The sequence below is a fragment of the uncultured Acinetobacter sp. genome (assembly GCF_947626835.1).
Taxonomy (GTDB): Bacteria; Pseudomonadota; Gammaproteobacteria; order Pseudomonadales; family Moraxellaceae; genus Acinetobacter.
In genome coordinates this window covers 1-25281 of sequence record NZ_CANQTS010000020.1, presented here as the reverse complement: position 1 = coordinate 25281, position 25281 = coordinate 1, and the positions used below count along the sequence as shown (strand labels likewise).

The window sequence follows — 25281 nt, the reverse complement described above, 5'->3', positions numbered from 1 at the left end:
CCCCTAGGGTGCAGGAAAGGAATTGAGTTTTACAGGACTTAACGGAGGTGATTTCCGAGATGCACCAATCACCAATCTCAAGGACTAATTAAAATTAGTCTTTTAATTGAGCAGCTTTTGCTTTAACAGTTGCAAGGTTACCCTTCACAGCTGCTGTTAAACGCGTACCGTAGTCAGCGTCAGCTTTGTAGAAGTAAGACAACATAATGTGCTTGGTTTCTGCATCTTTTACTGCACCAAGGTCGGCAGCTAAGTTACGGATCAAGTCAGTTTTTTCTTGAGCTGAATATGAACGGTATAACTCACCTGCTTGCTTAAACGGTTGTTCTTTCTTAATTGCTTGTTGAAGAACAGTACCGTCAAGTGGTGTGTTTACAGCTTTGGCTTTAGCTGTTGCAGGTTTTGGCTCCATACGGCTTGGTTCGTAATTCACATTAGAATCACGCTCAGACATATTCATGAAACCTTCTTGGTTGTTGTTGTTTACAGCAACAATTGGACGGTTTACAGGAAGCTGCTGGTGGTTAGCACCTAAGCGGTACATTTGAGTATCTGAGTAAGAGAAGATACGACCTTGTAATAAACGATCTTCAGATGGCTCGATACCCGGTACTAAGTTCGCAGGTGCTAAAGCTGATTGCTCAGTTTCATTGAAGAAGTTCTTCGGCATGCGATTAAGCGTTAACGTACCTACTTTTGTTTCTGGTACTAAGTTTGTTGGCCAAATCTTAGTTGCATCAAGTGGGTTAAAGTCAAACTTGTCTAAATCTTTTGGATCTAATACTTGGATGTAAAGATCCCATTTAGGGAATTTACCCGCGTTGATGTTATTATAAAGATCATTGGTTAAGTGGTTGAAATCTTTACCTTGCATCATTGCAGCTTGTTCAAGGTTAAGACCTTTTACGCCTTGCTTAGAGCGGAAGTTAAATTTCACATACTTGTATTCGCCTTTATCGTTGTAAAGTTTGAATGCATGTACGCCAAAACCATCTTGTTCACGGTAGCTGGTTGGAATACCGTTGTTTGAGTAAACATAAGTCAACATATTCACCGCCCAAGGCTGACTTTGTAAGAAGTCAAATACGCGGTTTGGATCTTGAACATTGTTCACTGGAGATGGCTTCATTGCATGAATGAAATCAGGGAATTTGATTGCATCACGAATAAAGAATACAGGTAAGTTGTTACCCACTAAGTCCCAGTTACCTTCTTGAGTATAAAATTTAACTGCAAAACCATGCGGGTCACGTAAAGTTTCTGGTGAACCCTTCGGGTGAATTACGGTAGAAAAACGTAAGAATACAGGGGTTTTTGTACCTGCTTTGAAAAGTGATGCAACAGTAAGATCAGATAAATCTTTAGTTGCAACGAATTCACCATAAGCACCTGTACCACGCGCGTGTACTACACGCTCAGGAATACGCTCACGACCAAAACGTTGTAATTTTTGTACCAATTGTACGTCTTGTAATAAAACTGAACCATATTCACCAGCGGTGATAGAGTTTTGGTTGTCGCCAACCGGTGCGCCATTGTCTTTAGTTAATGGCGAAGCTTGAACACCAGCAGTCACTGCTGCAAGCATTGCTACGAGCAAAGAACGCTTAAACATGAATGTCATCTCTCAATAAATACCTTTCCTGCAGAGCATAAGGTACTAAAATTTAGTTTAGAGGTAAAAATGATAATTTTTATTAGCTTCATCGTTTTCTTAAATTGATCTTTAATAAATCAAAAATATTTTTCTATCAAAGATTTAAAGGCTAATATTTTTTATCATTACGAGGGATTATGTAGTTTTGCTACAATTGAAAACAAGCTGAGAAATATATGATTTTGGTTAATTTATGCGCGCATTATTACAAAGAGTTTTAGAAGCAAAAGTTATAGTTGATGGTCAAATCACAGGTGAAATTGAACACGGTATTTTGGTTTTTTTAGGACTGGGCAAAGACGATAATTTAGACAAAGGCAAAAAGCTGATTGATAAGATTTTAAAGTATCGTTTTTTTGATGATGAGCAAGGCAAAATGGGTTGGAACATCAGCCAAGCCGGTGGTGGTTTGTTGTTGGTGTCACAATTTACCCTGATGGCGCAAACTCAAAAAGGTTTACGCCCTGATTTTGGGCCGGCAATGCCACCTCAAGAAGCTAAAATTTTATATGAACAATTGGTTGAATATGCCAAAAGCCAATTTGCGCATGTACAAACCGGTATTTTTGCCGCCGATATGAAAGTGCATTTGGTCAATGATGGACCGGTGACTTTTAACTTAGACATTGAATAAAAATAAAGCCCGCGATTGCGGGCTTTATCTTAACGACCCATTTTTTGCTGGATCAAACGGCGCACTTGCTTAACTTTAGTTTTCACTTGTTTAGGCACGACCAACTGTGCACTACGGCTAAGCCAAACCAACAAACTAAAATCACCTTCCATTTTAATCGAACCGTTTTGTACACCGCTCATAATGGCTGAAGTATCGCCTTTGATTAAAGTTTTTACCGCTTGTTCGCTGTTTTCAAATTCTAAAACAAAATCTGCGGCTGCTTGACGTCCTGAAACTGTTGAAACTCTGCCATGATCTACCACAATTTGACGGACCATGCCCTGCTGCGTTGCAATCTCTAAACGAAATTGACGCTCTTGAATCAGGTCAATAAATTTAGGATTGCTGCGGGCAAGTTGCTTCATGCGTAACACTAAACCACTGACCAATAAATCAAGCGGATCGGTACTGACATCAACCAGCGGTAACTTCACCACAGGGAGTTTTGGAAATTTCATGTAAACAGCCTATTTTTAATTGTTTATAAATTATGCATGCTAGCACAATTTAAATTTTATTTTGTATAACAAGCGCTAAGCGAGCGCCAAGACAATAAAAATCAAAACTTATGTGCAAGATAATGGCTGTCACTCTCTAAAGGCGTATGTTCAATAGGCTGCTGTGGCGACTTATTTTGTTGTTGTAAATGACGATCTTCACGCAACAATAATACAACTAAACCTAACATCAACAAGGCAAATCCTAAACCATAAGCCATCAAGCTAGATAAATTAAATAGCCACATCATGCTTAAGGTAAACAGTTCAATCATCAATAAAGTGAGTGCCGCCAACACATAACGGCGATCAGGCGCGGCAAAGTACAATACCACCACGTTTATCAACAGTAATACAATCATTCATCAGCTCCGCAATGTTCGCTTTCGCTAAATTCGTCGCTGCTATTATGCGCAATTGAAGCTATAAAAAAACGTAAGCGAGCACTCAAAACGACATACCTTGTCGTGAAAAAAACGCAGCCTTAAGCTGCGTTTTTTAATTGATGCTCAATAGTTATGCATCACGATTTAAGTCTTTATCATGCACGCCAAGCAAGTACAACACACCATCTAAACCAACGCTTGAAATGGCTTGTTTGGCATTTTCACGTACCAATGGCTTAGCACGGAAAGCCACACCTAAGCCTGCAATTGAAAGCATAGGTAAGTCGTTGGCACCATCGCCTACCGCAATGGCTTGCTCGAGTGAAATACCCATTTCATCAGCAATTTGCTTGAGTAATAAGGCTTTACGCGCGCCATCAACGATATGACCTTTGACTTCGCCTGTGACTACGCCATCTTGAATATCTAAGATATTGGCATGCACTTCATCAATGCCTAATTTTGCTTGTAGATATTCGGCAAAATATTGAAAACCACCCGATAAAATCGCAGTACGGTAACCCAGTGCTTTTAAGGTTGAAATCAGACGTTCTGCACCATCGGTAATGGTTAAACGCTCAGCAATCTTAGAAAGCACTGAAGCATCCATACCTTTGAGCAGCGCAACACGGGCACGGAAACTCTCTTGAAAATCAAGCTCCCCTTGCATAGCACGCTCGGTGATTTCAGCCACTTGCGCACCTACACCTGCTTCAATGGCAAGCTCATCAATCACTTCTTGCTCAATTAAAGTTGAATCCATATCAAAGCAGACTAAACGACGATTACGGCGGTAAGCATTGTCTTCTTGTACTGCAATATCCATATTGAGTTCATTAGACAAACTCAAACACGCTGCACGCATGGCTGCTGCATCGAGCATTTGGCCTTTTAAACCAAACTCAACACACGCACGTTTACTTTGTTCTGGCTCATTGAGTACTGGACGCCCTGAAAGACGGGTTACAGTTTCAATGTTAAAGCCTTGCTCTGAAACAATCTGAGTTACGGCTTGTAAATGAGAGGCTTCAAGCTCAGGGGCAAGCGCGGTGACAATATAACGTGTACGCCCACCTTCACTGACCCACTGCTCATATTGCACTTGAGTAATCGGTTTAAAGCGCACAGTTAAGCCAATTTCGTGTGCTAAAATCAGAATTTCCTTCATCGCAAGCGCGGTTGCGGTTTGGTCTTCTGAAGCAACCACAATGCCTAAAGTGAGCTGGTTGTGAATGACGGCTTGACCGACATCAAGAATTTGTAAGGAATGAACGGACAACACCTGCATTAATCGAGTAAACTGATTAGGTTGGTCTGGCCCTAAAAATGAAATAAGAATGATTTCTCGCATGAATTGACTCGGGTCTGAGCTACAACTATTGTTAGAATCATAATCGAAATTGAATCGAATTGCCTTGGAAGTTTACGTTGAATGCGCCTAGACAAGGGCTATTTGCTAGCCTACTCATTGTAAGTTTTGCCCTACACACCTTTTTATTGGTGTTAGCCACAACTCATCAACTGAATGAAAACCGTGCCAATCAAGGTCAGTTGATGACCAGCCAATTGGTTACAGACAGTTTAACTGAGCTTGAGCCCGCCAATACGGTGTCTTTAGCGTTGTTAGCGAATCGTTATGCCACCAATCCAAGTGTGGCTTCAATTCGTATTTTAGATGCCAATCAACAGGTCTTAGCCACAGGTGGCTTAGCCAAAACCCGTGAAGGTGAAGTCTTCGTTCGCGATGCCATCCAAAATGAACAAAAAATTGGCAGCATTGAAATTACCCTCGTGCAACCAAGTACAGGCGAGATTTTGCGTAACCAATGGCTCATGATTTTGGTGTCTTTAATTGCCCATAGCGTGTTGTGGCTGATTTACCGTGCCATTGCCCGCCCAAGCCGTAAAGAATATTTAGAACGTATTAATCACGAAGCGCGTCTAAAACATGAATTACAAACCCTAAGCCAAGCTTTAGAGCAAGAAAAGCACAATACAGCTTTAGCATTGGCACAAATTGAGCAACAAGCGCAAAACAAACCTAAGCTCAAAGAGATTAAACCTGTAGTGCTTGATCAATCTGCGGTGGCATTAAGTATTCAATATTATGACCCGAAACAATTACTCAATTCGGTCAGTCCAACTGTGGCGGTGCCATATTTTAATTTGTGTCAGTTGTTCTTAAACAAAAGTATCGACTTATGTTTACAGCATTACAAACTCAATAGTCCTGATGTGGTGTTGGTACAGAACTTTAATGAACACGGCGCGATGCTGAGCGTGTCTTCTGAAAAAGCCGATGCAGTGAAATGTTTGGTGATGATTAGCAACGTGTTCCAATTGCTGTCTGAGGTGCTGTATAAGCGTTACCGTGAGGATAAACGCTTTGTGCTACAAACACGCACCGCTTTATCGACTGCCGTGCCTGCTATGCACTTGTCTGCGGCACAAGCAGCAGAGCGTTTAGTGCAACAGCTAGTAGCCAAAGAAAGTGCCTTGCAATTGGCCAATGAATTACTCAAACAATTGAGTGATCATTACGAATTGGTGGCCCTGCCTAATCCAAGCAATGCCCTGACTCGTCATGCCTTTATGATCAGTGGTATGGACGCGCAAACTGCTGAAGTCGCTCAACAGATCCGTAGTGAGATTTTAAAGAGTAAATCTGCAAGCAATGCATAAGAATGAAGGGATGCATCGCATCCCTTTTTTTTAATCTTGATGACGACTCGCCCAATAGGTGGCAAGTGCAGGTCCTGAGATATTGTGCCATAAACTAAAAATCGCACTTGGTACAGCCGTAATTGGTGATGCAGCAAAATGCACCGCGGCTAAAGCTACTCCTAAACCTGAATTTTGCATTCCCACTTCAATGGCAATCGCTTTACCATCGGCATAAGGTAATTTAAACAGACGACTTGCCCAATAACCAAGTAAGTAGCCTAAACCATTATGCAGCATTACCACGGCTAAAATTAATAATCCTGACTCTAAGATTTGTCCCTTACTGCCAGCAATAATGGCTGCCACGATGGCTACAATCGCCACCACTGAAATCAATGGCATCGCCGGCATATAATATTGAATATTGTGTTTTAAAATACCACGTACAATAAGCCCCAATACAATCGGTAACAGCACCACTTGTAAAATTGAAGTCAGCATCGACCATGCATTAATTTCAATCCATTGACTGGCAAGCAAGTAAAAAATTGCTGGTGTCAGTAACGGTGCTAGTAAAGTCGACACCGACGTACATGCCACCGACAGCGCTGTATTGCCTTTTGCCATATAGGTGATGACATTAGATGCCGTACCACCGGGGCAGCAACCCACTAAAATTACCCCAATGGCAATTTCAGGCGCTAAATTAAACAGCTTACATAACATAAAAGCCAAACTTGGCATTACGATAAACTGTGCCGCCACCCCAATCAACACCGCTTTAGGACTTTGCATCACACCTTTAAAATCAGCCAAAGTCATGGTCATGCCCATACCAAACATAATAATGCCGAGCATCCACGGAATATAGCTTTTAAGCCATATAAAAGTATTTGGACTGAGCATTGCAAGTAAGGCAAAGAGCAGTACCCAAAGCGCAAACGTCTTTTGTATAAAATTAGAAAAACCTAAAAATTTATGCATGGTTTTGATCTGCATTTAGAATTTGCGCAACATCTGCTGCCTGAATTTTATGTACCCCTGCGTGTTGCATTGCTTGCCATGCTTGCGCCAGCGAACCATTTAGATCTATCCCTTGGCAGGCATCTTCAATCACGTAGGTTTCAAAGCCTAAATTGGCACTATCTATGGCACTCCACGCTACACAAAAGTCGGTGGCTATTCCCACTACAAATACACGTTGAATGCCACGTTCACGTAAGTATCCAGCCAAACCTGTCGTAGTCTTTCGATCTGCTTCTTGGAAGGCAGAATAGCTGTCAATGTGTGGATTAACGCCTTTACGAATAATCAGTTGGGCATGATTGATATTTAAATCGGGATGAAAATCGGCATCATGCGTGCCTTGTACACAATGTGTTGGCCATAGCACTTGATTGCCATAATCCAGTTGCACACTGTCATAAGCCTGTTTATCTGGGTGTTGTTCGGCAAAGGAAATATGATCAACAGGATGCCAATCTTGGGTCAGCACAACCTGTTGAAATTGCGCTGCCAATTGATTAACTAACGGAATAATTTGATCGGCAGCAGCCACTGCTAAATGACCACCCGGTGTAAAACCATTTTGTACATCAACCACCAATAAGACACTTTTGTTGTTCATGTTCGTTATCCATCAACATTGCATTTTGTTAGCATCCTAGCGGATCTATAGATGGTTAAGCTACGTTTTTTAGGCAAAAAAATAGCCCACATCATGTGGGCTATATCAAGGTTGAAACTTATTGCGCGTCTTGAGTTTGCATACGTTTCACTAAGATCAGCATAAATACTGCTGAAATAATAATACATGGGATAGCAGCTGAGATTACACCTGTAGCGCCAAAGCCTGCTGTCAATAATGAACCAGCGATGGCAGGTCCAAGCATTGCACCTACACGACCTACCGCAGAGGCAACACCAACACCGGTTGCACGTACTTCAGTTGGGTAAACAATACCACCAAAAGCATATAATACGCCTTGGCAACCAATCACGAACGCACCCACTAAAGCAGAAGCAAGATACATTTGTGTTAATGAACCTGCCGCATTTAAAGCGATAAGACCTGCTAAAATACCACCGTACATTAAGATAATAACGTAAGATTTTTTCCAACGGTCAGTTAACATACCAAGAATAATCGTACCAATCGTTGCAGTGACCATGAAGTAGAACTGTGCAGTTGCACCTTCTTTACGGCTAAAGCCAAGCTCTTGGAACAATGAAGGTAACCAACTTAACATGATGTAAACCACCATCAATGTAAAGAAGTAACTTACCCAAATAAATAAGGTACGCAGCAGATTTTGCGAGTTAAATAGATCTGCAAAAGATCCACCTTGAGCTGCTGAACCTACTGGCGCTTGTGCAGCTAAATCTTTGGCTTTTAAGTATTCCTTAGATTCAGGTAATAACCACATCATCACTGGAATTACAATAATCGGTAATAAACCACCTAGATAGAAAATATTTTTCCAATTCGCACCAAATTCTGTACTTGCAATTAACGATAAAATTGCAGCACCCACTGGCATACCACAGTACATAAGACCTACAGCACGACCACGGTTTTGTGGAGATACCGCTTCCGATGCAAGAGTAATTAAGATTGGCATCGCCGCACCTAAACCTGCACCTGCTAAGAAACGTACTGCAAGTAAACTGTTAAAGCTATTGACCCATACAGTACATAAAGTAAAGACAGCGAAAATTGCAGTCGACCAAATCAATACCGTCTTACGACCAATACGATCGGCAATACGACCACCAACAAGTGCACCGGGTAATAAACCCAGAATCCCTGCACTAAAGAACACACCGAGTTGAGAGCTATTTAAGCCGAAACTTTCACGAATACCGGCAGCTGCAATACCTGCAGCTTGAATATCTAGACCTTCAATCACGGCAATAAGGAAACAAATCGCGACTGTAGTCACCGCGTGTTTGTTATCTGATCTTTGCATTGGATACTCCTTTGTTGCAATCAGTGGCCAATTTAGCCAGCAATCATGGCGAAGAGTGCATCTCTATACGAGCTATCAATAAGTTTAAGAAAATGCGCATTTAGAAAGGGTATATTGATAATTTATTGGAAAGTTATTTTTTTTCTGAGTGATTTTGATAGTCTTAAAATCAATTAATATGATTTAATTTTAGTCAAAAAATCCGAGTAAATTAGTATTAATTACTCAAGTTATTGATTTTTACAAAAAAATCCCTAGAAAGCGATTAATAGTTAAAAGCAATTATTAACCTATTCTAAACAGATCATTTACAGTTATTTATTATCCGTTAAATATACATTATAGATATATGATAATCGCTATTTAATCTTAAATTGATTAAAAAACTAGCATAAAGCACCACAAAATAACTTTTTGCATGAGTTTTTATGGCTTAAGTCTTATATAAATATTCAGAAAATTACTAGTGTTTAATTACAATTTGCTTTACCTTGAACATGTCTAATGCAGAGAAAGTAAAAGTTTAACGACCCCATCTTTTCTCAACTTTAGCTATTGTTTTTATCGACGATGAAAAAAGTATATTGTTCTTATGCGTTTCATCAGTCATAATTTAGCTAAGTAGACTCAGCGTTCAAAAAATCACGTTGATTTACTTACAAATCAAAATACAAATCCATCCAAATTCATGTTTTTCTAACCGTAATCGGATGGACAAATAGGATATTTTTTCAAATGACTCAACAAGCACAGACCATTCAGGGTTCAATTGTCGCAATCGTCACCCCTATGTTTGAAGATGGCAGCGTAGATTGGAAGGGTCTTGAGAAGCTCGTTGAGTGGCACATTGAGCAAGGTACCAACAGTATCGTGGCAGTGGGTACAACGGGTGAAGCCTCAACCTTGAGCATGGCAGAACACACACAAGTAATTAAAGAAATTATTCGTGTTGCCAACAAGCGCATTCCAATTATTGCCGGAACGGGTGCAAATTCAACACATGAAGCAATTGAGCTGACAAAAGAAGCCAAAGCTTTAGGTGCAGATGCTGCATTATTGGTGACCCCTTATTATAATAAGCCAACCCAAGAAGGTTTATATCAACACTATAAAGCGATTGCTGAAGCTGTAGATTTACCTCAAATCCTTTATAACGTACCAGGTCGTACTGGCGTTGATATGCACAATGACACTGTGATTCGTCTTGCAGATATTCCACAAATTGTGGGTATTAAAGATGCAACAGGCGATGTTGCGCGTGGTACAGCATTACTTGCAGGTTTACAGGGAAAAAATATGTCTGTGTATTCAGGTGATGATGCCACAGCCTATCAACTGATTGAACAAGGTGCCTTAGGTAACATTTCTGTGACTGCTAACATTGCACCAAAAGCAATGAGTGAAATTTGTGCCGCAGGTTTGGCAGGTCAGCACCAAGAAGCTGCTGCTTTAAATGCAAAAATTGCAAATCTTCACAATATTTTATTTTGTGAATCAAACCCAATTCCTGTGAAATGGGCACTTCATGAAATGGGCTTGATTGAGTCAGGTATTCGTTTACCGTTAACTCCACTTGCCCCAGCATATCGCGCGCCACTTCGTGAAGCACTTAAGGAAGTGGGCCTCATTTAATAAGAGCAAATTATGATGCAGTTACGTTTTGGTTTTATTCTCGCATTTTCCGCGATCAGCTTAGTTGGTTGTAATTCGGTTGTACTTGACAATGGTTCATTAGACTATAAAAAAGCAACTGAACTGAGCCCTTTGCAATATCCTGAAGGTGCGATGGTACGCCCATCAACGCCGCTGTATCCTGCGCCAACAGTTGACCCTTTAGCCATTGAAAATGCACCTGCATTTGAAAATAGCAAAGGCAATCGTTTTGATTTGCCACGCCCACAGTTGGCTCAAGCAACGCCCGCTCAAACAATGACAACAACGACCTCACGCCCAACCCCGTTGGTCGATGGTAATCAAAATCCATTACTTAAAATGGAAGGTGAAAGCAATGAAGTTTGGCAGTATACCCTTGCCACTTTAAGTAGCCTTAATTACCCCGTGACAAGTTCAAGCAAATATCGTTATCAAGCCTCTGTCCAACTTGATGGCAAAGCTGTTGTCATCAAATTGACCTCTTTAGGTTCTACGCAAACTTTAGCTGTATTCAACACAGATGGCAGTTTTGCAAATCAAGAGCTTGCCGCGCAGTTGTTAACCCAGATTTACCAAAATTGGCCAGCCTAGTCGTACTAGGCATTTTTTATGCAAAAGGTTCCCCTCATGTTAAAACAAACCTTGCTCTATACTGGTAAAGCTAAATCTGTTTATGAAACAGATAGTGCTGATCACTTAGTCTTAGTCTTCCGCGATGATGCTTCTGCATTCAATGGTGAAAAGATTGAACAGCTCGCGCGTAAAGGTAAGGTGAACAACCGTTTTAACGCCTTTATTATGGAAAAGCTTGCTGCTGCCGGCATTGAAACTCACTTTGAAAAACTTCTTACGCCAACTGAAGTTTTAGTGAAAAAATTACAAATGATTCCTGTTGAATGTGTCATTCGTAACTATGCTGCAGGTTCGCTTTGCCGTCGTCTAGGTGTAGAAGAAGGTAAAGAGTTAACTCCGCCAACATTTGAATTATTCTTTAAAGATGATGCTCTTGGCGATCCAATGGTCAATGAATCTCAAGCGATTGCATTGGGTTGGGCAAATGCAGAGCAACTTGCTCGCATGAAAGAACTCACTTACCAAGTGAACGATGTTCTTAAAGCACTATTTGCTGAAGGTAACATGCTTCTTGTTGACTTTAAACTTGAATTTGGTGTGTTCCACGACCGTATCGTACTTGGTGACGAATTCTCTCCAGACGGCTGCCGTCTATGGGATAAAGACACTAAGAAAAAGCTTGATAAAGACCGTTTCCGTCAAGGTTTAGGCGGTGTGGTTGAGGCATACGAAGAAGTTGCTACACGTATTGGTATCGACTTATCTGATCTTTAATTCAGAGCAAGTTTAAAAAAACCGAAGCTGATGCTTCGGTTTTTTTTATAAAAATACTGTTCCTGGTTGATAGCCCACGTATTTGGCGTATAACAATAACAACCATATACACATAACCACACATAAAACTAATCGCGTAATAATATTTAAACAGAACATGCCTGTGCCGTTTTTTGACATCCTTGTCACCTCATTTTATTTATTGTTGTTCTTCACTCCAGCGTCTTTGCTGTAAACGCTCAGCTTCTACTTCGCGTTTATTACGAGCCGATGTATATAACTTAGTCCCTTTTAATTCAGGCGGCAAATAATCCTGTGTGACAAAATGTTCAGGATAATTGTGTGGATATAGGTAATCCACGCCATAGCCTTCTTGCTGCATCATTTTGGTTGGTGCATTGCGTAAATGCAAAGGCACACTTAAATTAGCAGTCTTTTCAGCCAATTCCATGGCCCGATTAATGGCTAAATAGGTACTGTTACTTTTGGCACTGGTGGCCAAATACACAGCCGTTTGCCCTAAAATAATTCTCGCTTCTGGCATACCAATCGCCTGTACCGAGCGAAAACATTCACCAGCCAATAGCAGAGCATTGGGATTGGAGTTACCAATGTCTTCAGATGCTGCAATTAACATACGCCGCGCAACAAACACTGGATCTTCACCGCCTTTAAGCATACGTGCTAGCCAATACAAACTGGCATCGGGATCACTGCCACGAATGGATTTAATCAAGGCTGAAACCAAATCATAATGCTGCTCACCAGATTGGTCATAGCGCGCAATATTTTGCTGCGCCACACGTACTACCACAGCATTATCAATCACATTTTCAACATCAGGTTCAAAAGTATTGGCAATTAAATCGAGTAAATTAAGTGCTTTACGTGCATCGCCTGCTGCAAATTGAATTAAAGCATCAAACTCGCCAATTTGAATATGGCGTTCTTTTAAAAACTGATCTTGCTGTAATGCATAACGTAATAGCTGTTCAATTGCCTGTTCATCTAAGGCATTTAAACGATACACCTGACAACGTGATAACAATGCATTATTGACTTCAAAAGATGGATTTTCTGTGGTCGCGCCAATTAAGGTAATTTTGCCCTTTTCAACCGCGCTCAATAAGGCATCTTGCTGTGATTTATTAAAGCGATGTATTTCATCAATAAATACCACAGGCGTCAGTAAATCACCGCTGTCGGCAATAATTTCACGCAACTCTTTTACCCCAGTATTGAGCGCGGATAAACTAATAAAAGGACGGTCTACCGCTTGCGCCAATAACAATGCAATGGTGGTTTTACCAACTCCTGGTGGCCCCCAAAAAATTAACGAAGGTAGATGACCTTGGTCAATCATTTGTCTTAAAGGTGCTTGCTCACCGAGCAAATGTGCTTGTCCAATAATTTGGCTTAAGTCGCGTGGTCTTAAGCGTTCAGGTAGTGGAATTAAAGTCTCTGACATCGTCATATTCTTGTAGTGATCTTAATTCAAAGTCTACTATGTAATTTTAAGCTATGGCTAGTTGTCGCTGAATATCACTAAAATACTTCGCTTACATACGATGATAATAAAATATTATTTTTGTTGAAGATGCGTAAAAATGGAAAGTTTCAATATTTAGCATTCAGATGTTTATTGCTATACTTCAAGCTTAGTCTGTGATCTCTTTCACGATTTAATATTTTTTCAAGAGTGTAATCAAGAAAAAAATGCAATCCTCGCTCAAAAATAAGCACTCCATTTCTCATGCTCAGGATTGCAGTATACCAACGCATATCTCGAGGCTTCTTGCCGCTTCTGCATCGGAACGTACTTTAAATATTTTAAACTTGATTCCGCAATTGCTGTGTATTAAGACCAAATCCCAACATTATTTTTGTAATACAGCCTTAAATCAATACTTAGGCAAAAATTTAAATCATTCTGCTCGTCAGCATATAGGCTATTTCATTCATCCTGAAGATCGTGAAAATCTAACTGCATTATGGGATGAAGCTTCTATTTTAAATCAAGATTTTCAAAAAGAATGTCGTATTAAAAACTTACAGCAGCGTTATCAATGGTTTCGTATTAATGTGCAATTTAAACCACATCCCGATCTGGATTGGATTGCCACTTTAGATTGCATCCACAATTATGTGGTAGAGCGAAAACTTTATAAGCAGCAACAGATTAACCAAAAAAAGTTTTTAGATAGTAGTGCCGACTGTATTAAAGTCTTTAGCCCAGATGGTCGAATCACCTATATTAATCAATTTGGTCGTAATGTGTTACTTGAGCCTGAACAAAAATTAAATAATTTATTTTGGCTAAACTTACTCGATAAAACGGTACAACCTCAAGGTGTAACAGCCTTAACCAAAGCCCAAAAAGGCCATCAAGCACGTTTTTCAAGTATGACACAACGTAGAGATGAACCTATTTATCACTGGGATAATCTGTTAACCCCTTTATTAGATGAAAAAGGGCAAGTCAAACATATCTTATGTATTTCAAGAGATACCAGTCAGCAGATTCTTGCCGAAAAACGTCTTGAACATGCCTATACCTTTGATGATCTCACGCAATTGTATAATCGACGTGCCTTTCATCAACTCCTTGAACAATCCATTGTACAAGCACAAGCTGATGCTATATCGGTAGGTTTGGTCATGCTAGATTTAGATTGTTTTAAAAATTTAAATGATACGCTGGGTCATATGGCAGGTGATCATTTACTCAAAGTGTTTGCCTATCGTTTAAAAAAAGCTTTTCCTGAGCCTATGGTAGTTGCACGTTTTGGTAGCGATGAGTTTGCGATTATTATTCCTGATTTAAAATCTAAACAGGAGTTAATTGATTACGCGCAGCGTGCCGCTGAACAACTTGACACCCCAATTTATTATGAATCACAATACATCAATGGTGGGATCAGTATTGGTTGTGCCAGTTACCCTGAAAATGCCAGTAGCGCTGCACATTTAGTTCGCTGTGCGGATACCGCCTTAAATGATCTTAAAAAAACCGGTGGCGGTGGGGTTTTACCTTTTAATCATGACATGCTGCAAGCGCTAGAGCGTACTGCACAGAAGCTTAACTTAGCGCGTAAAATTTTACTTCATGATAGTGTAGTACCGTATTACCAACCAAAAGTGAATTTAAAGACAGGAAAAATTGTCGGCTTTGAAGCTTTATTACGTTGGTATGATCAAGGCGGTGGAGTCCAATCTCCGGTAGATATAGAACCTGCTTTTGAAGACTTTGCTTTAGCCACGCGCATGAGCGAAGTAATGCAACGTAAGGTGTTTAGTGATATTCGCTACTGTCTAGAGCACAATATCCGCTTACATCCTGTGGCGATTAATGCAGCACCAGTTGAGTTTTTACGCGACAATTATGCCGAGAGTTTACTGGCTCATTTAGATGAATATAATATTGCACCACAATTCATAGAAATTGAAATCACTGAGCAAAGTTTAGAAGCGCGTGGTGCAAGTTATGTACTCAGAGCCTTAAAAAAGCTCAAACATGCTGGCATCCGTATCGCTCTTGATGACTTTGGTACTGGGCATTCTTCTCTAACGCGTCTTAAAGACTATCCAATTGATATTCTTAAAATTGATCGTAGTTTTATTGAAAAAATGCACACTGATCCAAGTATTTTAGCCATCGTGACTGCAATTGGACAACTCGGTCCATCTATGCAAATTGAAATCTTAGCTGAGGGCATAGAAACCGCAGAACATGTTGCCAGCTTAGAACAACGTCAATGCGTCACGGGGCAAGGCTTTTACTTCCACAAGCCAATGCCAATTGATGAAGTCGTTACTTTAATCAACAGCCTTTAACGCACCCACCGTACAATATAATCTTCAATATCATCTTCATGAATATCAAGCTCTGATACACAGCGCCCTGCCACAGATTTTCGCGCTTGAATGACATTATCACGCGAGCCTGTATTTAAATAATGCCATGTAGGCAGTGGTTTATTTTCATGTAAACGACGATAGGCACAGCTGTTAGGTAACCAATGAATCGTGTTTAATTTTTCTGGGCTTAATTGAATACAATCAGGTACATGTGCTAAACGATTGCTATAGTCGCTGCAATGCCCAGTTTGGCAGTCGAGTAATTTACATGCCACTTTGGTATAGGCAACCTCATTACTTTCATCGTCTTCAAGTTTAATCAAGCAGCATAAACCACAGCCATCACACAGTGCTTCCCACTCTGCACCAGTTAATTGATCAAGGCTATAATTTTTCCAAAACTCAGGACGTAATTCAGTGCTCATCACATAGATACTAATTATAAACGCGCGATTATAGCAGCTTCACATGCTAAATTTTGGGTCGTTCATCCAAGTTCTCCCTATGCTTTAATATGTAATTTGAACACTTTATCAACAAAAGCCTAACAATCTTGGCGCTACTGACTTCTATACTTTAATTGGTATAACAACAATATGAGGGAGAAAACCATGTTCCGTTGGGCGATTATTTTTGCCGTTATCGCTTTAATTGCCAGTTTGCTTGGCTTTGGTGGCGTAGCCGGTTTATCTAAAGATTTTGCCGTTATTTTATTGGTTGTGGCTGTAATTTTAGCCATTGTTGGTTTCTTTTCTCGCAAAGTCTAAAGCAACATAATCTGTATAAAAAAGAAGAAGCACGCTTCTTCTTTTTTTTTGCGTAATAAGGTACAACTAAAGCTAAAGAGAAACTTTTATAAAAAGGGATAAATTTTCATGGCCTTAAGCATTCAAACACGCGAAATTGAATATACTGCACCAGATGGCACTCAATTGATTGGCTACTTTGCAGCACCAGAACATGCACAAAATCTAGCAGGTGTTTTGGTTGCACCAGAATGGTGGGGACGCAACAGTTATACCGAACAACGCGCGCGTGAATTGGCACAACAAGGCTATGCAGCTTTCGCCATTGATATGTATGGCGATAAAAAATCAACCACAACTGCAAGTCAAGCCAATGAATGGATGACGCAAACCTTTCAAAATCCACATACCATTGTAGAGCGCGCCAATGCAGCTTTAGCCACTTTAGCCGCCCAAGACCAAGTGGATGCTAACAAATTAGGCGCAATTGGCTTTTGCTATGGCGGTAAGGTGGTACTTGATTTAGCCCGCTCAGGTGCAGCTCTTCAAGCAGTGGCCACTTTCCATGCCGCTCTTGCAGCCAATGCCCCAGCTGAAAAAGATAAAGTTCAAGCAGAAATTTTAGTGTTACACGGCGAGCTTGATAGCATGGTAAGCCTTGATGACGTGGCTAAATTTAGAGCAGAGATGCATAATGCCCAAGTTGAGCATCACGTCATGATCTTTAAAGACGCGAAGCATGGCTTTAGTAACCCACAAGCCGATGAGCGTGCCAAAGCCAACGGTGTCGATTTAGGCTATAACCCACAAGCCGAAGCTGAAAGCTTAGATGCGATGTATGCCCTACTGGCGCGCCGTTTAGCTTAAATTTTTCCCATTTTATAACAATAAGGAGCATCACCATGACATGTACTTACTGCGATTTTGACGAATACGACGTGATTGCTAAAAATGATTTTGGTGTGGTTTTACCTGAACCAAAACCTCTTTCTCAAGGTCACTGTGTGATTATTCCGCTGCGCCATGTGTCTTCTTTTTTTGAAGTCACGGACAAAGAGCGTAAAAGCCTGATGTCATTGCTTGAACTGGCGCGCAACGAATTGGTATTACGTCATCAACCGGCAGGTTTTCATGTGGGCTTTAATGATGGTGATATTTTTGGTCAACATGCTCAGCATCTGCATGTGCACATTATTCCACGTTATGAAGGTAAAAATTTGCAACTTGATGAACGTTGGGGCATGCAGGCTTCGGCTTAATACGACCTAATTTGACGCAATCAAGATGATGCTTCGGCATCATCTTTTTTTATGCGATATACTCATGCGCTCATTTTGAGTCTGAGTTGCTATGAGTGAATTTCGTTTTTCTGATGCGTTATTAAGCTGGTTTGATGTGCATGGTCGACATGATTTACCGTGGCAAGTGGCTGATGACCCTTATAAAGTTTGGGTCTCTGAAATTATGTTGCAACAGACTCAAGTGAAAACGGTATTGCAGTATTTTGAGCGTTTTATTCAACGCTTTGCAACGGTCAACGATTTAGGCACAGCAAATTGGGATGATGTCGCACCCTATTGGGCAGGGCTTGGCTATTATGCGCGTGCACGTAATTTACATAAAGCGGCAGGCATAGTAGCAAGCCAAGGACATTTTCCAACTGATTTAGAAGGTTGGATGGCACTGCCCGGTATTGGGCGCTCAACCGCAGGCGCTTTGATGTCGCTGGGTTTACGTCAATATGGCGTGATTATGGATGGTAATGTCAAACGTGTGTTGGCGCGTTTTTTTGCCATTGAAGATGATTTATCTAAACCAATACATGAACGCAACATGTGGAACATTGCAGAAGATCTGTGCCCCACCAAGCGTAATCATGACTATACCCAAGCAATTATGGATTTAGGTGCAACGGTATGTACACCTAAAAAGCCCTTGTGTTTATATTGCCCTATGCAGGCACATTGTCAGGCGCACCAACAAGGTTTAGAGCAGCAACTTCCGTTTAAAAAAACCAAGAAGCCCGTTCCCGTTAAATCAGCGCAAGTGTTACTCATTAAAGATCAACAACATTGGCTATGGCAACAACGTCCGCATAGTGGCTTATGGGGTGGCTTATGGTGCTTACCTATTATTGAAGAACCTGAGCAATTTGCAGATTTATGTCAAAATTTAGGTTTAAGTCAGGTCATTCAACGCGCTGAAATTACCCACAGCTTTACGCATTTTACTTGGCAACTTGAAGCCTTATGTTTTGAAGTGCCTGCTGATCAACAACAACAGATATTAAATCAGTTGGGTGGTCAGTGGTTAAAACCAGAAATGGCACATGACATGGGAATTCCCACTGCAATGAAGAAATTGATTTCAGCTGTTCAGGTATGACATAGTCATCCCCATAATAATAAAAACCCAAGGGGTGATCTATGCCGTATCAATTGCTTGTTTTAACACTGTTCAGCCTCATTTTAGTGGCGTGTACTACACGCCCACCTGCCCCGCCAGCGATTCCTCAAGATCCAAGTACACACCTGAAAAACACCCCTTTACCACAAAAATTTACCCTACCTGTTGTAGGTATTCAAAGCCATGAACTACGTGACACTTGGGGTGCGGCACGCGGTCAAGGACGTCGTCACGAAGGTATTGATATTATGGCGCCACGCGGTACAAAAGTATTAAGTGCCACAGAAGGTGTCATTGCCGACTTACGTAATAACAATTTGGGTGGTAAAGTAATTTGGATACTCGGCCCTAGTTCTAGCTGGCATTATTATGCGCATTTAGATGTCCATCGTAGTGACTTAAAAGTTGGGGACTATGTTCGTCGTGGGGAACATCTTGGTTTTGTAGGCAATACAGGTAATGCCAAAGCCACCGCTCCTCACTTGCACTACGGTTTATATTTACAAGGTAAAGGGCGTGGTGCAGTCAATCCATTTTTATATTTACGTTAATTTTAGGAAGTTTTCATGTCAGAAGCGTTGATCAATCGTCTGGTAGAGTTTGCTGAATCAGGCAATCAACAAAAAATTGTGTTGGCAGGTCAAAGCCATCAAGGCTGGATCATGGAAATTAGCGACGAAGCCTTACAAATTAGTACAGGTTTTGCTGAAAAAACCGGTAAAGATATTTGGATCGATTTTAATGAGCTACAACAAGCTGAGCTTTGGTTTTGGGATAACCAACAAGATCAATGGGTAGAATTTAAACTCTAATTGAGTATATAAGGAGGAGCAAACCATGCTGAGCCGCTGTTCGTGGTGCTCCACCGACCCTATGTATCAAGATTATCATGATCAAGAATGGGGGCGTCCTGTGCATGAACCACATTTGCTGTTTGAAATGCTGTGTTTAGAGGGGCAACAGGCTGGGTTGTCATGGCTCACCGTTTTAAAAAAACGCAGCGCTTATCGTGCGCATTTCTTTCAATATCCTATTGCCTATATTGCTAATCTTTCAGACGCTGAGCTTCAGAAAAAATCACAAGATTCAGCTTTGATTCGTCATTTAGCTAAACTTAGCTCTATTCGTGATAATGCAATCGCATGGCAAAATATGCAAAGTAAAGGCTTTGAAATGCAGCAATGGTTATGGCGTTTTGCCGAGCATTCTACTCAGCCAGTTCAGCGTCCTGAACACCCCATTCCACAATATACACAAGCCAGTATGTTAATGTCTAAAGCCTTAAAGCAGCGTGGTTTTAAATTTATTGGACCTACAATTTGTTATGCATTTATGCAAGCGGTGGGTATGGTCAACGACCATGAAGCAAATTGTGCTTTTAGATATGTACATTAAAAGCTATCTAATTGATTGATTTAAAATAATATGTATAAAAAGTGTGTTTGCACCTAAAAAGCGTCTAGCTTATTTAACTTGATCAGCATATATTTAGAGCTATTGTTTAATCCCATCATCTTTATGGTGACACGGTACACTTGCGCCCGACGTATTTGACCGAAGAATTTTTGAGAAAAACTTATGAGTAAAGCCTTACCCATCGCTGTTGCAGTGCTTTTAGGCGGTGCTGCTCTTGTACCTGTTTACTATGCATCACAAAATCCGGCAACACTAACTGCTAAAGCTGACCCAAATGCCAAGCCAATTGCAAAAATTAGCTATGCATTAGGCTATGAAGTGGCTCATCAAACTCCACCTGAATTAGACGTAAATAGTTTTGTAGCTGGTATTCGTGACGGTCATGCGCGTACTGCACCCGCTTATACAGAACAACAATTACAACAGGCTTATGAGCAATTCCAAAAAGAGATGCTAGCCGAGCAAGAAGCGCAAACAACACAAGCCGAAGCTTCAAGTGATGCTTTCTTAACGGAAAACAAAACCAAGCCGGGTGTGCAAACTACTGCATCAGGTTTACAGTATAAAGTGACCCAAGAAGGGACAGGTAAATCACCTACTGCAACTTCAGTTGTAAAAGTGCATTACACGGGTAAATTGGTTGACGGTAAAGTCTTTGATAGTTCAGTTGAACGTGGTGAGCCAATTGAATTCCCACTTAATCAAGTCATTCCGGGTTGGACCGAAGGTTTACAACTGATGAAAGAAGGTGGCAAAGCGACACTTTATATTCCAAGTCACTTAGGTTATGGCGAACAAGGTGCTTCAGGCATGATCCCACCAAACAGCACGCTGATTTTTGATGTTGAATTAATTGAAGTTAAATAATTCAACACTGTATTTAAGGAGAGCCAAATGCTCTCCTTAATTTATTTTGAGATCATGTTATGAAAAAAACCTTATCTGTACTTGCTTTAACTTTTTGTAGTACCAGTTTTGCTGCTGACATTAACAATAAAAGTAGCTTAGAAAAACAAGTCGGTTATAGTCTGGGTTACAGCATGGCTGACAATAATAGTGACGTCTTTAAAAATATTGATATTGATGCATTTTTACAAGGCTTTAAAACGGCACTTGCAGGCAAAAATGCCAGTTTAAGCACAGCCGACATGGGCACAGCAATTAGCCAATATCGTCAAGCCAGCGAAAGTAAAGCCCTGGTTGAATTTCAAAAACAAGCGGCTGATAACCTTGCACAAGGTCAGGCTTTTTTAGCAGCCAATGCAAAAAAATCAGGTATTCAAGTCACCGCTTCTGGCTTACAGTATCAAGTGCTAAAGTCAACGCAAGCTAAAAAACCCAAAGCATCTTCTACAGTGCGTGTGCATTATGAAGGTCGTTTACTCGACCAAACCGTATTTGATAGTTCAATTGCCCGCCAACAACCGGCTGAGTTTGCGCTTTCGCAAGTGATCCAAGGTTGGACTGAAGGCGTACAATTAATGCCTGTGGGTAGCCAATATCGTTTTTTTATTCCAGCGCATTTAGCTTATGCTGAAACTGGTTCAGGCGATGTTATTGGTCCCAATAGTACTTTGATTTTTGATATTGAATTACTAGCAATTTTAGATTAAAAAAAGACCGCCTCGGCGGTCTTTTTAATTATGGGCGTAAATGACGTGGGCGGATGCCTGTTAATATTAAACCTACAGCATAGGTCACCGCGCCTACCATGCATAAGCCCAGTACTTGCGCTACGCGTAACCACTCTGCAACATCTCCGTTATACCAAGTTAAGGCATAGGCTAAGGCGAGTACCATTAAGCTATTGGCAATCAAAAATTGCAGCATGAGCTTTTTCCAATGTGTGCCAAAGCGGAAAATATCGCGTTTGTGTAAATAAAAATATAACAGGCCAGCATTGACTAAAGCCGAGCCGGAAGAAGCTAAAGCCAATGCCATGTGCTCTTCTTGCCATCCCATAAACTTAAATACACCAATCAAGATTAAGGTCAGTACCGCATTGACTGCCACAGTCATTAAGCCCACCCGCACTGGTGTTTTCGTGTCTTGTTGGGCGTAAAAACCTGGCGCAAAAACTTTAATCAGCATAAAAGACAATACCCCCGCACTCATACATTGCAAGGCAAGTGCCGTCATTTGCGTATCAGCTAGGGTAAATTGACCACGTTGGAAAAGCGTTTGAATAATTGGGGTCGAGAGCATAAATAAAGCCAAACTCGCAGGCACACCGGCAAGTACAATAATTTTAGCGGCCCAATCCATCATATTGCGATATTTGGTTTGATCTTGTTCGGCATGACGCGCTGACAATGCCGGTAAGATTACCGTACCAATCGCTACACCAATTAAACCCAATGGTAACTCTGTCATACGTTCAGCACTGTATAACCATGACACCGAACCATCTTGCATAAACGAAGCCCAAATAGAATTGAGCAATAGGTTAATTTGCGTGACTGAAACACCAAATAATGCCGGTAGCATCAGCTTTAAGATACGTTCTACACCCTCATGTTTAAAATCAATTTTAGGTGGAATCAGCAGCTTTTTGCGCCATAGCTCAGGAATTTGTAAGGCAAGTTGTAAAAAGCCCGCCACAATCACCGCCCAACCCAAAGCCATAATTGGCGTTGCCATATAAGGCGTGAGCCACAATGCCCCTGCGATCATGGACAAATTCAGCAATACAGGTGCAAATGCAGGCGTCGTAAACGAGCCATAACTGTTTAAAATGCTGCTGGCAAATGCAGTGAGTGACATAAAAAGTAAATATGGAATCGTGAGACGAAACATATCTGTAGCTAAGGCAAATTTCTCTGCATCATCATGAAAACCCGGCGCATAAACATACATAATGGCAGGAGCTGCGATCATGGCAATCAAAGTCAATAAAGTCATGAATGTGGCTAAACAGCCAAAGACTCGACTAATTAAAATTTGCACTTCAGCATGGGTACGCGTGGTTTTGTATTCAGTTAAAACCGGAATAAAAGCTTGTGAAAATGCCCCTTCAGCAAACAAACGCCGAAAAAAGTTCGGAATTCGAAACGCAATGACAAAAGTGTCAAAGTCTTTGCCTGCACCAAACACCCCAAGCAACACTACATCACGGACTAAACCCATGACACGTGAGAGCATGGTCATTGCACTCACAATAAAGGTCGATCGCCACAGCGCCATCAGAAGCACCTACAGATTAAATTGAACGCTATTGTAAAGAAAGGCATGCCCTATCGCATGCTTAAAATCATTCAAAATGTGTCGAATCACGTAACAAGTCACGAAATTTTTGCCACTGAAAATACGGGCCCGGATCGGTTTTACGTTGTGGTGCAATGTCAGAATGACCGGCAATATGTGAGGAAATTTTTGGATAAGCTTGACGTAAAGCATGCGTAACTTGACTTAAAGCCTGATATTGCAGGTCACTAAACGGCTGATCATCACTTCCCTCAAGTTCAATGCCAATCGAATAATCATTACATTCTGCTTTGCCTAAATAACTTGAACGGCCTGCGTGCCAAGCTCGGTCATTGAAATTCACAAATTGCAAAACTTCGCCGGTGCGCAAAATCAAAACATGTGCAGAAACTTGCATGCCTTCAATGGTCTTAAAATAAGGATGCTCACTCCAATCCAATTGATTTTGAAAAAATTTTTCAATATAGCCACCGCCAAATTGCGATGGTGGCAAACTAATATTATGAATCACTAACAGTTGAATTTCAGTGCCTTGTGGGCGCTGATTATAGTTTGGCGATGGCACCTGCCTTGCCCCAATCAGCTGACCATGTTCCACAACAAAAGTAACAGCCTGTGACATGATGCACGTCCTTAAAAATAATTAAAATAAAATAAAAACTGGGCTCCATGCTAAAACTTTCTTGGTAAAATCTCAAACCTTGCAAAGAAATTGGATAAAAAATCAGTCATTTTAAAGTAACAATGCTAATATAAGCCGCAATTTTTGATAGACGTTATAAGATACGGAACTTCGCATGAGCATCTCTCAATCTTTGTTAGAAGAATCAATTCAAATCAATATTCAGCATGCCTTGCAAGAAGATATTGGTGACGGTGACATCACGGCTTTATTAACACCTGAAGATGAACAAGCTACGGCAACCATTATTAGCCGTGAACAGATGATTCTTGCCGGTCGTCCTTGGGTCGATGCGCTGATTCAAGCTTACGATGCTACAGTAGAAGTGACTTGGTTAAAGCAAGAGGGCGAAACTGTTGCAGCCAATGAAGCCTTTTTAAAGCTCGCAGGCTCAGCACGTAGCTTACTTACCGTAGAGCGCCCTGCCCTGAATTTTATTCAAACTTTGTCGGCTGTAGCGACCAAAACGGCACTATATGTCAAAGAGTTAGATGGTTTACATACCAAACTTTTAGATACACGTAAAACTCTACCGGGCCTGCGTATTGCACAAAAATATGCAGTGGCGATTGGTGGTGGTCAAAACCATCGTTTAGGTTTATTTGATGCCTTTTTAATTAAAGAAAATCACATTATGGCCGCAGGTGGCATTGCGCAAGCGATTGCCAAAGCCCATCAAATTGCACCGGGTAAATTGGTTGAAGTTGAAGTTGAAACTTGGGATGAGCTCAATCAAGCGTTAGAAGCCAAAGCCGATATTGTGATGCTGGATAACTTTAGCCAACAACAAATGATTGATGCAGTGAAACATGTTGCAGGACGTTGTAAATTAGAAGCATCGGGTAATATTACTATTGCCAATTTACGTGAAGTGGCGACTACAGGTGTCGATTACATCTCAATGGGTGTTTTGACTAAAGATGTAACAGCCATTGATTTATCTATGCGCTTTAATGGTTAAGCAAAAACAGCCAAAATATGAAGGGTGCTATAAAGCACCCTTTTTTATGCTTTAATCATCGTCACGATTTTGCTCACGGTCATCACGGTCATCACGGTCATCACGGTCATCACGGTCATCACGGTCATCACGGTCATCACGGTCATCACGGTCATCACG

Annotated in this window: 27 protein-coding genes; 16 read left to right on the top strand and 11 right to left on the bottom strand. The window is 40.9% G+C overall.

What is annotated here, in order from left to right:
• Nucleotides 1-94: 94 nt before the first annotated feature.
• A complete protein-coding gene (locus Q0Z55_RS08820) occupies nt 95-1615 on the bottom strand; it encodes a catalase (protein ID WP_297427188.1) in 1521 nt (506 codons plus the stop codon).
• A 235-nt stretch (nt 1616-1850) separates the two neighbouring features.
• Between Q0Z55_RS08820 and dtd the strand changes: the two genes are divergently transcribed.
• Nucleotides 1851-2291 (top strand): D-aminoacyl-tRNA deacylase, encoded by a 441-nt coding sequence (gene dtd, locus Q0Z55_RS08815; RefSeq protein ID WP_297427185.1) that lies wholly within the window; start codon nt 1851-1853, stop codon nt 2289-2291.
• Between the two features lie 29 nt (nt 2292-2320).
• On the opposite strand, the gene Q0Z55_RS08810 is transcribed toward dtd, so the two are convergent.
• From Q0Z55_RS08810 to serB, 3 genes are all read right to left on the bottom strand, one after another.
• A complete protein-coding gene (locus Q0Z55_RS08810; protein WP_297427183.1) occupies nt 2321-2791 on the bottom strand; it encodes an SCP-2 sterol transfer family protein in 471 nt (156 codons plus the stop codon).
• A 101-nt stretch (nt 2792-2892) separates the two neighbouring features.
• On the bottom strand, nt 2893-3192 hold the full coding sequence (locus Q0Z55_RS08805; RefSeq protein WP_297427180.1) for a hypothetical protein: 300 nt from the start codon (nt 3190-3192) through the stop codon (nt 2893-2895).
• 154 nt (nt 3193-3346) lie between these two features.
• Complete coding sequence (serB, locus tag Q0Z55_RS08800; protein ID WP_297427177.1) at nt 3347-4567, bottom strand: phosphoserine phosphatase SerB; 1221 nt, start codon at nt 4565-4567, stop codon at nt 3347-3349.
• A 77-nt stretch (nt 4568-4644) separates the two neighbouring features.
• On the opposite strand from serB, the gene Q0Z55_RS08795 reads away from it, so the two are divergent.
• A complete protein-coding gene (locus Q0Z55_RS08795; RefSeq protein ID WP_297427173.1) occupies nt 4645-5898 on the top strand; it encodes a hypothetical protein in 1254 nt (417 codons plus the stop codon).
• Nucleotides 5899-5928: 30 nt separating this feature from the next.
• On the opposite strand, the gene Q0Z55_RS08790 is transcribed toward Q0Z55_RS08795, so the two are convergent.
• The 3 genes from Q0Z55_RS08790 to mhpT form a co-directional block, all read right to left on the bottom strand.
• Entirely contained in the window at nt 5929-6864 is a 936-nt protein-coding gene (locus Q0Z55_RS08790; protein ID WP_297427170.1) for a bile acid:sodium symporter family protein, read from the bottom strand.
• A complete protein-coding gene (pncA, locus tag Q0Z55_RS08785; protein WP_297427166.1) occupies nt 6857-7507 on the bottom strand; it encodes a bifunctional nicotinamidase/pyrazinamidase in 651 nt (216 codons plus the stop codon). The genes Q0Z55_RS08790 and pncA overlap by 8 nt, the downstream gene beginning before the upstream one ends.
• A 118-nt stretch (nt 7508-7625) precedes the next feature.
• A complete protein-coding gene (gene mhpT / locus Q0Z55_RS08780; protein ID WP_297427164.1) occupies nt 7626-8849 on the bottom strand; it encodes a 3-(3-hydroxy-phenyl)propionate transporter MhpT in 1224 nt (407 codons plus the stop codon).
• 735 nt (nt 8850-9584) lie between these two features.
• Between mhpT and dapA the strand changes: the two genes are divergently transcribed.
• Genes dapA through purC form a run of 3 tightly spaced genes read left to right on the top strand, consistent with a single transcriptional unit; the run spans nt 9585 to nt 11849 of the window.
• Nucleotides 9585-10481, top strand: coding sequence for a 4-hydroxy-tetrahydrodipicolinate synthase (dapA, locus tag Q0Z55_RS08775; RefSeq protein WP_297427162.1), 897 nt, complete (start codon nt 9585-9587; stop codon nt 10479-10481).
• Between the two features lie 15 nt (nt 10482-10496).
• A complete protein-coding gene (locus Q0Z55_RS08770; protein ID WP_297427237.1) occupies nt 10497-11093 on the top strand; it encodes a lipoprotein-34 precursor (NlpB) in 597 nt (198 codons plus the stop codon).
• A 36-nt stretch (nt 11094-11129) separates the two neighbouring features.
• Nucleotides 11130-11849 carry a phosphoribosylaminoimidazolesuccinocarboxamide synthase gene (purC, locus tag Q0Z55_RS08765; RefSeq protein WP_297427159.1) on the top strand — a complete coding sequence of 240 codons (720 nt, stop codon included), beginning with the start codon at nt 11130-11132 and terminating at the stop codon, nt 11847-11849.
• Between the two features lie 199 nt (nt 11850-12048).
• Here purC and Q0Z55_RS08760 read toward each other — a convergent pair whose 3' ends face one another.
• Complete coding sequence (locus Q0Z55_RS08760; RefSeq protein WP_297427156.1) at nt 12049-13317, bottom strand: replication-associated recombination protein A; 1269 nt, start codon at nt 13315-13317, stop codon at nt 12049-12051.
• Nucleotides 13318-13565: 248 nt separating this feature from the next.
• On the opposite strand from Q0Z55_RS08760, the gene Q0Z55_RS08755 reads away from it, so the two are divergent.
• On the top strand, nt 13566-15683 hold the full coding sequence (locus tag Q0Z55_RS08755; protein WP_297427153.1) for an EAL domain-containing protein: 2118 nt from the start codon (nt 13566-13568) through the stop codon (nt 15681-15683).
• Here the strand turns inward: Q0Z55_RS08755 and Q0Z55_RS08750 are convergent.
• Complete coding sequence (locus Q0Z55_RS08750; RefSeq protein ID WP_297427150.1) at nt 15680-16132, bottom strand: YcgN family cysteine cluster protein; 453 nt, start codon at nt 16130-16132, stop codon at nt 15680-15682. The genes Q0Z55_RS08755 and Q0Z55_RS08750 overlap by 4 nt on opposite strands.
• A gap of 186 nt (nt 16133-16318) precedes the next feature.
• On the opposite strand from Q0Z55_RS08750, the gene Q0Z55_RS08745 reads away from it, so the two are divergent.
• From Q0Z55_RS08745 to Q0Z55_RS08705, 9 genes are all read left to right on the top strand, one after another.
• Nucleotides 16319-16474: a DUF1328 domain-containing protein gene (locus tag Q0Z55_RS08745; RefSeq protein ID WP_122900757.1), complete on the top strand. Its 156-nt coding sequence runs from the start codon at nt 16319-16321 to the stop codon at nt 16472-16474.
• Between the two features lie 108 nt (nt 16475-16582).
• A complete protein-coding gene (locus Q0Z55_RS08740) occupies nt 16583-17320 on the top strand; it encodes a dienelactone hydrolase family protein (RefSeq protein ID WP_297427144.1) in 738 nt (245 codons plus the stop codon).
• A 35-nt stretch (nt 17321-17355) separates the two neighbouring features.
• Complete coding sequence (locus Q0Z55_RS08735; RefSeq protein ID WP_297427141.1) at nt 17356-17712, top strand: HIT family protein; 357 nt, start codon at nt 17356-17358, stop codon at nt 17710-17712.
• 91 nt (nt 17713-17803) lie between these two features.
• On the top strand, nt 17804-18838 hold the full coding sequence (gene mutY / locus Q0Z55_RS08730) for an A/G-specific adenine glycosylase (protein ID WP_297427139.1): 1035 nt from the start codon (nt 17804-17806) through the stop codon (nt 18836-18838).
• A gap of 41 nt (nt 18839-18879) precedes the next feature.
• A complete protein-coding gene (locus Q0Z55_RS08725) occupies nt 18880-19410 on the top strand; it encodes a M23 family metallopeptidase (RefSeq protein ID WP_297427135.1) in 531 nt (176 codons plus the stop codon).
• A gap of 15 nt (nt 19411-19425) precedes the next feature.
• Nucleotides 19426-19671: a hypothetical protein gene (locus tag Q0Z55_RS08720; RefSeq protein WP_297427133.1), complete on the top strand. Its 246-nt coding sequence runs from the start codon at nt 19426-19428 to the stop codon at nt 19669-19671.
• Nucleotides 19672-19696: 25 nt separating this feature from the next.
• Nucleotides 19697-20254: a DNA-3-methyladenine glycosylase I gene (locus Q0Z55_RS08715; protein ID WP_297427130.1), complete on the top strand. Its 558-nt coding sequence runs from the start codon at nt 19697-19699 to the stop codon at nt 20252-20254.
• 183 nt (nt 20255-20437) lie between these two features.
• Nucleotides 20438-21142 carry an FKBP-type peptidyl-prolyl cis-trans isomerase gene (locus Q0Z55_RS08710; protein WP_297427127.1) on the top strand — a complete coding sequence of 235 codons (705 nt, stop codon included), beginning with the start codon at nt 20438-20440 and terminating at the stop codon, nt 21140-21142.
• A 59-nt stretch (nt 21143-21201) separates the two neighbouring features.
• Nucleotides 21202-21888: an FKBP-type peptidyl-prolyl cis-trans isomerase gene (locus Q0Z55_RS08705; protein ID WP_297427124.1), complete on the top strand. Its 687-nt coding sequence runs from the start codon at nt 21202-21204 to the stop codon at nt 21886-21888.
• Between the two features lie 28 nt (nt 21889-21916).
• On the opposite strand, the gene murJ is transcribed toward Q0Z55_RS08705, so the two are convergent.
• Both murJ and ampD read right to left on the bottom strand, forming a co-directional pair.
• Nucleotides 21917-23467 (bottom strand): murein biosynthesis integral membrane protein MurJ, encoded by a 1551-nt coding sequence (gene murJ / locus Q0Z55_RS08700; RefSeq protein ID WP_297427121.1) that lies wholly within the window; start codon nt 23465-23467, stop codon nt 21917-21919.
• Between the two features lie 58 nt (nt 23468-23525).
• The gene (gene ampD, locus Q0Z55_RS08695) at nt 23526-24101 is read right to left on the bottom strand and encodes a 1,6-anhydro-N-acetylmuramyl-L-alanine amidase AmpD (RefSeq protein WP_297427119.1); all 576 of its coding nucleotides are present in this window, start codon (nt 24099-24101) and stop codon (nt 23526-23528) included.
• Nucleotides 24102-24276: 175 nt separating this feature from the next.
• Here ampD and nadC point away from each other — a divergent pair, with 175 nt between their 5' ends.
• The gene (gene nadC / locus Q0Z55_RS08690) at nt 24277-25122 is read left to right on the top strand and encodes a carboxylating nicotinate-nucleotide diphosphorylase (RefSeq protein WP_297427117.1); all 846 of its coding nucleotides are present in this window, start codon (nt 24277-24279) and stop codon (nt 25120-25122) included.
• The last annotated feature ends 159 nt before the right edge of the window (nt 25123-25281 follow it).

Bases quoted from the DNA above. Each gene is read 5' to 3' on its own strand.
- Q0Z55_RS08805 (WP_297427180.1), bottom strand. From the start codon at position 3,192: ATGATTGTATTACTGTTGATAAACGTGGTGGTATTGTACTTTGCCGCG.
- mhpT (WP_297427164.1), bottom strand. From the start codon at position 8,849: ATGCAAAGATCAGATAACAAACACGCGGTGACTACAGTCGCGATTTGT.
- nadC (WP_297427117.1), top strand. From the start codon at position 24,277: ATGAGCATCTCTCAATCTTTGTTAGAAGAATCAATTCAAATCAATATT.
- Q0Z55_RS08735 (WP_297427141.1), top strand. From the start codon at position 17,356: ATGACATGTACTTACTGCGATTTTGACGAATACGACGTGATTGCTAAA.
- dapA (WP_297427162.1), top strand. From the start codon at position 9,585: ATGACTCAACAAGCACAGACCATTCAGGGTTCAATTGTCGCAATCGTC.
- Q0Z55_RS08790 (WP_297427170.1), bottom strand. From the start codon at position 6,864: ATGCATAAATTTTTAGGTTTTTCTAATTTTATACAAAAGACGTTTGCG.
- Q0Z55_RS08770 (WP_297427237.1), top strand. From the start codon at position 10,497: ATGCAGTTACGTTTTGGTTTTATTCTCGCATTTTCCGCGATCAGCTTA.
- Q0Z55_RS08720 (WP_297427133.1), top strand. From the start codon at position 19,426: ATGTCAGAAGCGTTGATCAATCGTCTGGTAGAGTTTGCTGAATCAGGC.
- serB (WP_297427177.1), bottom strand. From the start codon at position 4,567: ATGCGAGAAATCATTCTTATTTCATTTTTAGGGCCAGACCAACCTAAT.
- Q0Z55_RS08745 (WP_122900757.1), top strand. From the start codon at position 16,319: ATGTTCCGTTGGGCGATTATTTTTGCCGTTATCGCTTTAATTGCCAGT.
- purC (WP_297427159.1), top strand. From the start codon at position 11,130: ATGTTAAAACAAACCTTGCTCTATACTGGTAAAGCTAAATCTGTTTAT.
- ampD (WP_297427119.1), bottom strand. From the start codon at position 24,101: ATGTCACAGGCTGTTACTTTTGTTGTGGAACATGGTCAGCTGATTGGG.
- Q0Z55_RS08810 (WP_297427183.1), bottom strand. From the start codon at position 2,791: ATGAAATTTCCAAAACTCCCTGTGGTGAAGTTACCGCTGGTTGATGTC.
- Q0Z55_RS08725 (WP_297427135.1), top strand. From the start codon at position 18,880: ATGCCGTATCAATTGCTTGTTTTAACACTGTTCAGCCTCATTTTAGTG.
- Q0Z55_RS08740 (WP_297427144.1), top strand. From the start codon at position 16,583: ATGGCCTTAAGCATTCAAACACGCGAAATTGAATATACTGCACCAGAT.
- Q0Z55_RS08710 (WP_297427127.1), top strand. From the start codon at position 20,438: ATGAGTAAAGCCTTACCCATCGCTGTTGCAGTGCTTTTAGGCGGTGCT.
- Q0Z55_RS08760 (WP_297427156.1), bottom strand. From the start codon at position 13,317: ATGTCAGAGACTTTAATTCCACTACCTGAACGCTTAAGACCACGCGAC.
- mutY (WP_297427139.1), top strand. From the start codon at position 17,804: ATGAGTGAATTTCGTTTTTCTGATGCGTTATTAAGCTGGTTTGATGTG.
- Q0Z55_RS08715 (WP_297427130.1), top strand. From the start codon at position 19,697: ATGCTGAGCCGCTGTTCGTGGTGCTCCACCGACCCTATGTATCAAGAT.
- Q0Z55_RS08705 (WP_297427124.1), top strand. From the start codon at position 21,202: ATGAAAAAAACCTTATCTGTACTTGCTTTAACTTTTTGTAGTACCAGT.
- dtd (WP_297427185.1), top strand. From the start codon at position 1,851: ATGCGCGCATTATTACAAAGAGTTTTAGAAGCAAAAGTTATAGTTGAT.
- Q0Z55_RS08750 (WP_297427150.1), bottom strand. From the start codon at position 16,132: ATGAGCACTGAATTACGTCCTGAGTTTTGGAAAAATTATAGCCTTGAT.
- Q0Z55_RS08755 (WP_297427153.1), top strand. From the start codon at position 13,566: ATGCAATCCTCGCTCAAAAATAAGCACTCCATTTCTCATGCTCAGGAT.
- Q0Z55_RS08820 (WP_297427188.1), bottom strand. From the start codon at position 1,615: ATGTTTAAGCGTTCTTTGCTCGTAGCAATGCTTGCAGCAGTGACTGCT.
- pncA (WP_297427166.1), bottom strand. From the start codon at position 7,507: ATGAACAACAAAAGTGTCTTATTGGTGGTTGATGTACAAAATGGTTTT.